The 6,414-nt window shown below is 70.2% G+C and carries 7 protein-coding genes; 4 read left to right on the forward strand and 3 right to left on the reverse strand.

Annotation, left to right across the window (positions count from 1 at the left end; genetic code table 11):
- Positions 1 to 80: 80 nt before the first annotated feature.
- The 3 genes from ACFW2E_RS31530 to ACFW2E_RS31540 all read right to left on the reverse strand — a co-directional run bounded on the left by ACFW2E_RS31530 (position 81) and on the right by ACFW2E_RS31540 (position 1,501).
- Positions 81 to 308 carry a DUF3107 domain-containing protein gene (locus tag ACFW2E_RS31530; RefSeq protein WP_384470617.1) on the reverse strand — a complete coding sequence of 76 codons (228 nt, stop codon included), beginning with the start codon at positions 306 to 308 and terminating at the stop codon, positions 81 to 83.
- 155 nt (positions 309 to 463) lie between these two features.
- Entirely contained in the window at positions 464 to 1,108 is a 645-nt protein-coding gene (locus ACFW2E_RS31535; protein ID WP_384470619.1) for a TetR/AcrR family transcriptional regulator, read from the reverse strand.
- Positions 1,109 to 1,276: 168 nt separating this feature from the next.
- On the reverse strand, positions 1,277 to 1,501 hold the full coding sequence (locus ACFW2E_RS31540) for a hypothetical protein (RefSeq protein ID WP_384470622.1): 225 nt from the start codon (positions 1,499 to 1,501) through the stop codon (positions 1,277 to 1,279).
- Positions 1,502 to 1,665: 164 nt separating this feature from the next.
- Between ACFW2E_RS31540 and ACFW2E_RS31545 the strand changes: the two genes are divergently transcribed.
- The 4 genes from ACFW2E_RS31545 (at position 1,666) to ACFW2E_RS31560 (ending at position 6,253) form a co-directional block, all read left to right on the forward strand.
- A complete protein-coding gene (locus ACFW2E_RS31545) occupies positions 1,666 to 2,685 on the forward strand; it encodes an alpha/beta fold hydrolase (RefSeq protein WP_384470625.1) in 1,020 nt (339 codons plus the stop codon).
- A gap of 8 nt (positions 2,686 to 2,693) precedes the next feature.
- Positions 2,694 to 4,202 carry a DUF3152 domain-containing protein gene (locus ACFW2E_RS31550; RefSeq protein ID WP_384470628.1) on the forward strand — a complete coding sequence of 503 codons (1,509 nt, stop codon included), beginning with the start codon at positions 2,694 to 2,696 and terminating at the stop codon, positions 4,200 to 4,202.
- A 55-nt stretch (positions 4,203 to 4,257) separates the two neighbouring features.
- On the forward strand, positions 4,258 to 4,353 hold the full coding sequence (locus ACFW2E_RS31555; RefSeq protein ID WP_384470631.1) for an Ms4533A family Cys-rich leader peptide: 96 nt from the start codon (positions 4,258 to 4,260) through the stop codon (positions 4,351 to 4,353).
- Between the two features lie 181 nt (positions 4,354 to 4,534).
- On the forward strand, positions 4,535 to 6,253 hold the full coding sequence (locus tag ACFW2E_RS31560; protein WP_384470634.1) for an ABC transporter substrate-binding protein: 1,719 nt from the start codon (positions 4,535 to 4,537) through the stop codon (positions 6,251 to 6,253).
- Positions 6,254 to 6,414: the final 161 nt, after the last annotated feature.

The raw sequence follows: 6,414 nt of genomic DNA on the forward strand, positions 1-6,414 counted from the left end.
TTTTTAACCTCCCACCCCCGGTCCGTGGCGGCGGGGCCGCGGGGCCCCCAGCCCCCCCGGCCCCCATCCGTCGGCTGTCACTACAGCGCGCTGAAGCCCACCTTGCGGGTGGTCGGCTCGCCGAGCTCGACGTACGCCACGCGGTCGGCCGGGACCAGCACCTTGCGGCCCTTCTCGTCCTCGAGGCTCAGCAGCTGCGACTTTCCGGCCAGCGCGTCGCCCACCGCGCGCTCGATCTCCTCCGCGCTCTGACCGCTCTCCAGAACGATCTCGCGGGGCGCGTGCTGCACGCCGATCTTGACCTCCACGGCTATGTCCCTCCGACGGTCAGTGAAGTGCGCGACCTTCCGCGCCGTACCCAGCACACATTAGCCCGGTGAGGGGATGTACACGCTTCGGGCGAGAACGCCAGGAGCGAACACCGGCCGGGATCGATCCGGCCGGTCGCTCTCGGCCAGCACCGTCAGTGGTTCTGCTCGGTGCCGTGCAGCGGGAAGCCGGCGATGCCCCGCCAGGCCAGCGAGGTCAGCAGCTGCACCGCCTGGTCCCGCGGGACGGTGCGGTCGCTGTGCAGCCAGGAACGCGCCACCACCTGGGCGAGGCCACCGAGGCCCGAGGCCAGCAGCATCGACTCGGCGCGCGACAGACCGGTGTCCTCGGCGATGACGTCGCAGATCGCCTCGGCGCAGTCGTTGGTGACCTTGTCGACGCGCTCGCGCACCGCGGGCTCGTTCGTCAGGTCGGACTCGAAGACCAGACGGAACGCGCCACCGTCGTCCTCGACGTACGCGAAGTAGGCGTCCATCGTCGCCCGCACGCGCTGCTTGTTGTCGGTCGTCGACGCGAGCGCGTTGCGGACGGCCTGGATCAGGGCGTCGCAATGCTGGTCCAGCAGGGCCAGGTAGAGGTCGAGCTTGCCCGGGAAGTGCTGGTAGAGCACCGGCTTGCTGACACCGGCGCGCTCGGCGATGTCGTCCATCGCCGCCGCGTGGTAGCCCTGCGCCACGAAGACTTCCTGGGCGGCGCCCAGCAGCTGGTTCCGTCGGGCACGGCGCGGCAGGCGCGTGCCCCGCGGGCGTGCCGCCTCTGTCTGCTCGATGGCTGTCACGCCGCCTCCCAATGTCGTCCACATGCGGTGTGCGCCGCGCGGCCATCGTACTTTTCGGTAACTGTGGTGTGCGCGGTGCGAGCGCAGAATTTCACGTAGCGGACAGCGGCGAAAGCCCTTCATAGGGCATCAAACGAGGCAGGTCACTCCCTGTGTCCTCCTCCGCGGTCAGCGGTAGTCGTCCTCGTCGAGGGTGACGACACGTGCCTGCTCCACGAGATCGGCCTCGTTCGCGTTGGCGGGGTCGACGTTCTCGAGGGGGTCGTCCCCGTCCGGCGCGACGTCCGCGAGCTGCTCGGCCGCGTCGTTCTCGGGTGCCTCGACGTCGAACTGCGGCACCTCGTTCGCCGCGGGTTCCACGAAGGTGTCGGGGTCGGTGGGGTCCAGGGTCATGGCGGGCTCCCTTCCGTCGAACGTCCCTGTGAGAAACAGGGGCTATAAGCGGGTGCCCTCTGTACGAGCCTAGGAGACACCCGATTCGGACGCTATGCGATTCGCGGTCGTTCTGTGACGGCGAACACACGAATCACTGCGTGATCGTCTCGTAACATTGCCGCATGTCTTCGACCGAGTTGCCGTCCGTGACGGTCGCCAGCGCGCTCCCGAAGGTGGCGCCCGTCAGGGTCGCCGAAGGCGAGCGGCTCGGTCCGGTGGTCCTCCCGGGCGGCACGCTGTCGATCCGGTCGAGACCATCCGCGCGCGAGGGGCTGCCGCCCGCGCTGTACGTCCACGGCCTCGGCGGTTCCTCGCAGAACTGGTCGTCGCTCATGGAGCGGCTCGACGGCGTCGTCGACGGCGAGGCGGTCGACCTGCCGGGCTTCGGCGACTCCCCGCCGCCGGACGACGGCGACTACTCCGTTACGGGGCACGCGCGCGCGGTGATCCGCTATCTCGACGCGGCCGGGCGCGGCCCGGTCCATCTCTTCGGGAACTCGCTGGGCGGCGCGGTCGCCACGCGGGTCTCCGCCGTCCGCCCCGATCTCGTCCGTACGCTCACGCTCGTCTCGCCCGCGCTGCCGGAGCTGCGCGTGCAGCGGACCGCGGTGCCGACGGGGCTGCTGGGGGTGCCCGGCGTGGCCGCTTTGTTCACCCGTATGACCAGGGAGTGGACGGCCGAACAGCGGGTCCGGGGGGTCATGGCGCTCTGCTACGGCGATCCCGCGCGGGTGACGCCCGAGGCGTTCGGGCATGCCGTGGAGGAGTTGGAGCGGCGGCTCCGGCTGCCGTACTTCTGGGACGCGATGACACGGTCCGCGCGCGGGCTGGTGAACGCGTACACGCTCGGCGGGCAGCACGGTCTGTGGCGTCAGGCCGAGCGCGTCCTGGCTCCGACCCTCCTGATCTACGGCGGCCGCGACCAGCTCGTCGGCTACCGCATGGCCCAGAAGGCGGCCCGCTCCTTCCGTGACTCCCGCCTGCTCTCCCTGCCCGACGCCGGGCACGTGGCGATGATGGAGTACCCGGAGACGGTGGCCGCGGCCTTCCGTGAACTCCTCGCGGATCTGGGGGAGTCGCGGGTTTCGATCGACGGCGGTCCCGGTGGCCTCGATGCCGCCGGCCCGGGTATGGGGAGCTGAGGACCGACGTGGGACGCCACAGCCGCCGCGGGCCCGCGCCCAAGGGAGATGCCGCGGACATAGGCGCCAAACGAGGGGCACGGCGGACGCGGGGGCCTGCGGAGGCCCCAGGGAACGCCGGTGCCCCAGGGAACACCGGTGCCACAGGGAACGCCGGTGCCACAGGGCACGCGGGCGGTCCGGGCGGCGGTACGCCCGCGCGCGGGGTGCCGCGTTTTCCGGACGGCACGCCCGCCCATGGCGTGCCGCGTTTCACGGACGGGACGCCCGCCCAAGGTGTCCCGCGTATGCCCGACGGCGCACCCGCTCAGGGGATGCCCCGGATCCCCGGCAGCACGCCCGCGCGCGGGGTGCCGCGTTTTCCGGACGGCACCCCCGCCCACGGCGTCCCCCAGGCCCGCGGCGGTCACCCCGAGCAGCGTGAACCCGGCGGTGGCTGGGGCGAGTTGGAGGGGCGGACCGGTGCGGGGCGCGGTGTTCCGCCCGGGGTCGGCGTCGCGGGGCCCGGTGCGGCCATACCGCGGCAGCGGAAGGCGATGCCGGGTGGACCCCGGCAGGACTACCTCGACGCCTTCGAGCAGGCCGACGACATCTTCGCGCCCCGGTCCGGAGCCGGTATCGGGGCCCAGCGCACGGAGTCGGAGCCCTGCAGCCCGCTCGCCGACACGGACGACGACGCGCCTCCGACAGGCCCGTCCGCGCAGACGAAGAGCACCAAGGGCCGGGCGTTCACCGGTATCGCCGCCGCCGCTGTCACCACCGTGCTCGCGGTGATCGTGGCCGGCCAGGTCGCGGACAGACATGACGGCACCGACGTGCGGTCGCAGTCGGCCAAGGACCAGGCGCGCACCGATCACGACTCCACCTCGCGCGGCGGCGGCCGGACGACCCCGTCCGCCGGGCCGGGCGCGGCGACGCTGACGTACGAGCAGAAGATGGACAAGAAGTACCCGCTCAGTGCCACGCTCAAGGCCTCGGGGAAGTTCGCCGCGGTCCCCGGCGCCGACAAGGCGCCGGGCAAGGGGAAGAAGTACACCTACCGCGTGGACGTGGAGCAGGGGCTCGGCCTCGACGGAGAACTCTTCGCCCAGGCCGTGCAGAAGACGCTCAACGACAGGCGCAGCTGGGCCCACGGCGGCGCCCGTACCTTCGAGCGCGTCTCCTCCGGCAAGCCCGACTTCGTGATCACTCTCGCCAGCCCCGGCACCACCGGGGCATGGTGCGCCAAGTCGGGTCTCGACACCACGGAGGACAACGTGTCGTGCGACTCCGCCTCCACCGAGCGCGTGATGATCAACGCGTATCGATGGGCGCAGGGCAGCAAGACGTACGGGGACGAGATCCACGCCTACCGGCAGATGCTCATCAACCACGAGGTCGGTCACCGGCTGGGCTACGGCCACGTCAGCTGCGACAAGGACGGCGCGCTGGCCCCGGTCATGCAGCAGCAGACCAAGTTCCTCGACCACGACGGAATCCACTGTCTGCCCAACCCCTGGCCCTATCCCGGGAGTTGACGGACGCCTTGGGGCCACGTTGACATGAGCAGAATGTTCGTTCATATTTCTCGGCATGTGGTCTAGTCATGCCGTCACGAACAGCGCCGCCATCGAGCTGGCGCTCATCGGCGTGACCGCGCTCTGCGTGGCCGACATCGACTGTCGCTGACACCCGCCCCTGGCGTTCGCGTCGCGACCTTCATCACCTTCTCCGTGACCGTGCCGATGGCACGGATTTTTTCGACGACCCGGCGCCGGGCAGACGTCTGTTCGCGTTCGTCTCACCCTTCGTCCATTTGTCTCACCATGCGAGAAATTCTCGACATGCCATCCGAGAGGTCGTCATTCCGATGCGTCAACCGTCCGTCATAGCGCGCCGCGTGGCAGCGGCATCCGTCAGCCTGGTCGTGGCCGCGGGCGCCGCCGCCTGCGGGCCGAAGGACAACGATGCCAAGGGCTCCACTGGCGACTCCGCGCCGCACAAGGGCGGCACGCTCACGGTCCTGAACTCCAACCCGCAGCAGGACTTCGACCCCGCCCGCCTCTACACCTCCGGCGGCGGCAACGTCCCGTCCCTCGTCTTCCGCACGCTCACCACCCGCAACCGTGAGAACGGCGCGGCCGGCGCCGAGGTCGTCCCCGACCTCGCCACCGACACCGGGCGCCCGAACAAGGACGCGACCGTGTGGACGTACACCCTGAAGAAGGGCCTCAAGTACGAGGACGGCACCCCGATCACCTCGGCCGACATCAAGTACGGCATCGAGCGCTCCTTCGCCCCCGAACTCTCCGGCGGCGCCCCCTATCTGCGCGACTGGCTGGTCGGCGCGGCCGACTACCAGGGACCGTACAAGGACAAGAAGGACCTGTCGGCGATCGAGACGCCCGACGACCGGACCATCGTCTTCCATCTGAACAAGCCCGAGGGCGAGTTCCCGTACCTGGCCACGCAGACGCAGTTCACGCCTGTCCCGAAGAGCAAGGACAAGGGCAGCAAGTACGAGGAGCACCCGGTCTCGTCCGGGCCGTACAAGGTCGTCAGGAACGAGAACGACGGCGAGCGCCTCGTCCTGGAGCGCAACACCCACTGGTCGACGGCCGTGGACTCCGAGCGCAGGGCCTACCCGGACAGGATCGACGTGCGCTCCGGGCTCGACTCCTCCGTGATCAACCAGCGGCTCTCCGCGTCCCAAGGGGCGGACGCGGCCGCGGTCACCACGGACACCAACCTCGGTCCTGCCGAACTCGCCAAGGTGACGGGCGACAGGGAACTGGCGGCACGCGTCGGCACCGGCCGCTTCGGCTACACGAACTACATCGCGTTCAACCCGACGGTCAAGCCGTTCAACAACGTCAAGGTGCGGCAGGCGATCTCGTACGCCATCGACCGGTCGTCCGTGATCAACGCGGCGGGCGGCTCCGCGCTGGCCGAGGCCGCGACCACCTACCTGCCCGACCAGAAGTCCTTCGGCTACGAGCCCTACGACCTCTTCCCGGCGGGCCGGACCGGCAATCCGGACAAGGCCAAGGAACTGCTGAAGGAGGCCGGTTACAAGAACGGGCTCACCGTCACGCTCACGCACTCCAACGCCAAGGACTTCGAGACCAGCCCGGAGATCGCCACCGCCGTCCAGGACGCGCTGAAGAAGGCCGGCATCACGGTCAGGCTCCAGGGCCTGGAGGACAACGACTACCGGGACAAGATCCACAACGTGAAGACCGAGCCAGGCTTCTTCCTCGCCCACTGGGGTGCCGACTGGCCCTCCGGCGGTCCTTTCCTCGCCCCGATCTTCGACGGCCGGCAGATCGTCAAGGACGGCGCGAACTTCAACACCGGCCTGCTGAACGACAAGTCGGTCAATGCCGAGATTGACGCGATCAACAAGTTGACGGATCTTGACGCGGCCGCCAAGCGGTGGGGCGCGCTGGACAAGAAGATCGGCGAGCAGGCCCTGACCGTGCCGCTGTTCCACCCCGTCTACAAGCGTCTGTACGGCAAGGACGCCAAGAACATCGTCATCAGCGACTGGACCGGTGTTCTGGACGTCTCGCAGGTCGCGGTGAAGTGACGACGTGAGCGAGGCAATCGTCGCCTCTGCGGTCCCCGGGGGCGGCACCCCCCGCCCCCGGGGCCGGGGGGCGCGGCAGGTATTGGGGGGGGGGCGCGCGCCGCGGCCGCGCCCGCGCCCGGGGGGCGGGCGGGCGGGGGGGGGGAGGTGTGGGGCGCCCG

It is taken from the genome of Streptomyces sp. NPDC058964, from assembly GCF_042741275.1.
In the GTDB taxonomy this organism is placed as follows: Bacteria; Actinomycetota; Actinomycetes; order Streptomycetales; family Streptomycetaceae; genus Streptomyces.

Bases quoted from the DNA above. Each gene is read 5' to 3' on its own strand.
- ACFW2E_RS31555 (WP_384470631.1), top strand. From the start codon at position 4,258: ATGTGGTCTAGTCATGCCGTCACGAACAGCGCCGCCATCGAGCTGGCG.
- ACFW2E_RS31545 (WP_384470625.1), top strand. From the start codon at position 1,666: ATGTCTTCGACCGAGTTGCCGTCCGTGACGGTCGCCAGCGCGCTCCCG.
- ACFW2E_RS31560 (WP_384470634.1), top strand. From the start codon at position 4,535: ATGCGTCAACCGTCCGTCATAGCGCGCCGCGTGGCAGCGGCATCCGTC.
- ACFW2E_RS31540 (WP_384470622.1), bottom strand. From the start codon at position 1,501: ATGACCCTGGACCCCACCGACCCCGACACCTTCGTGGAACCCGCGGCG.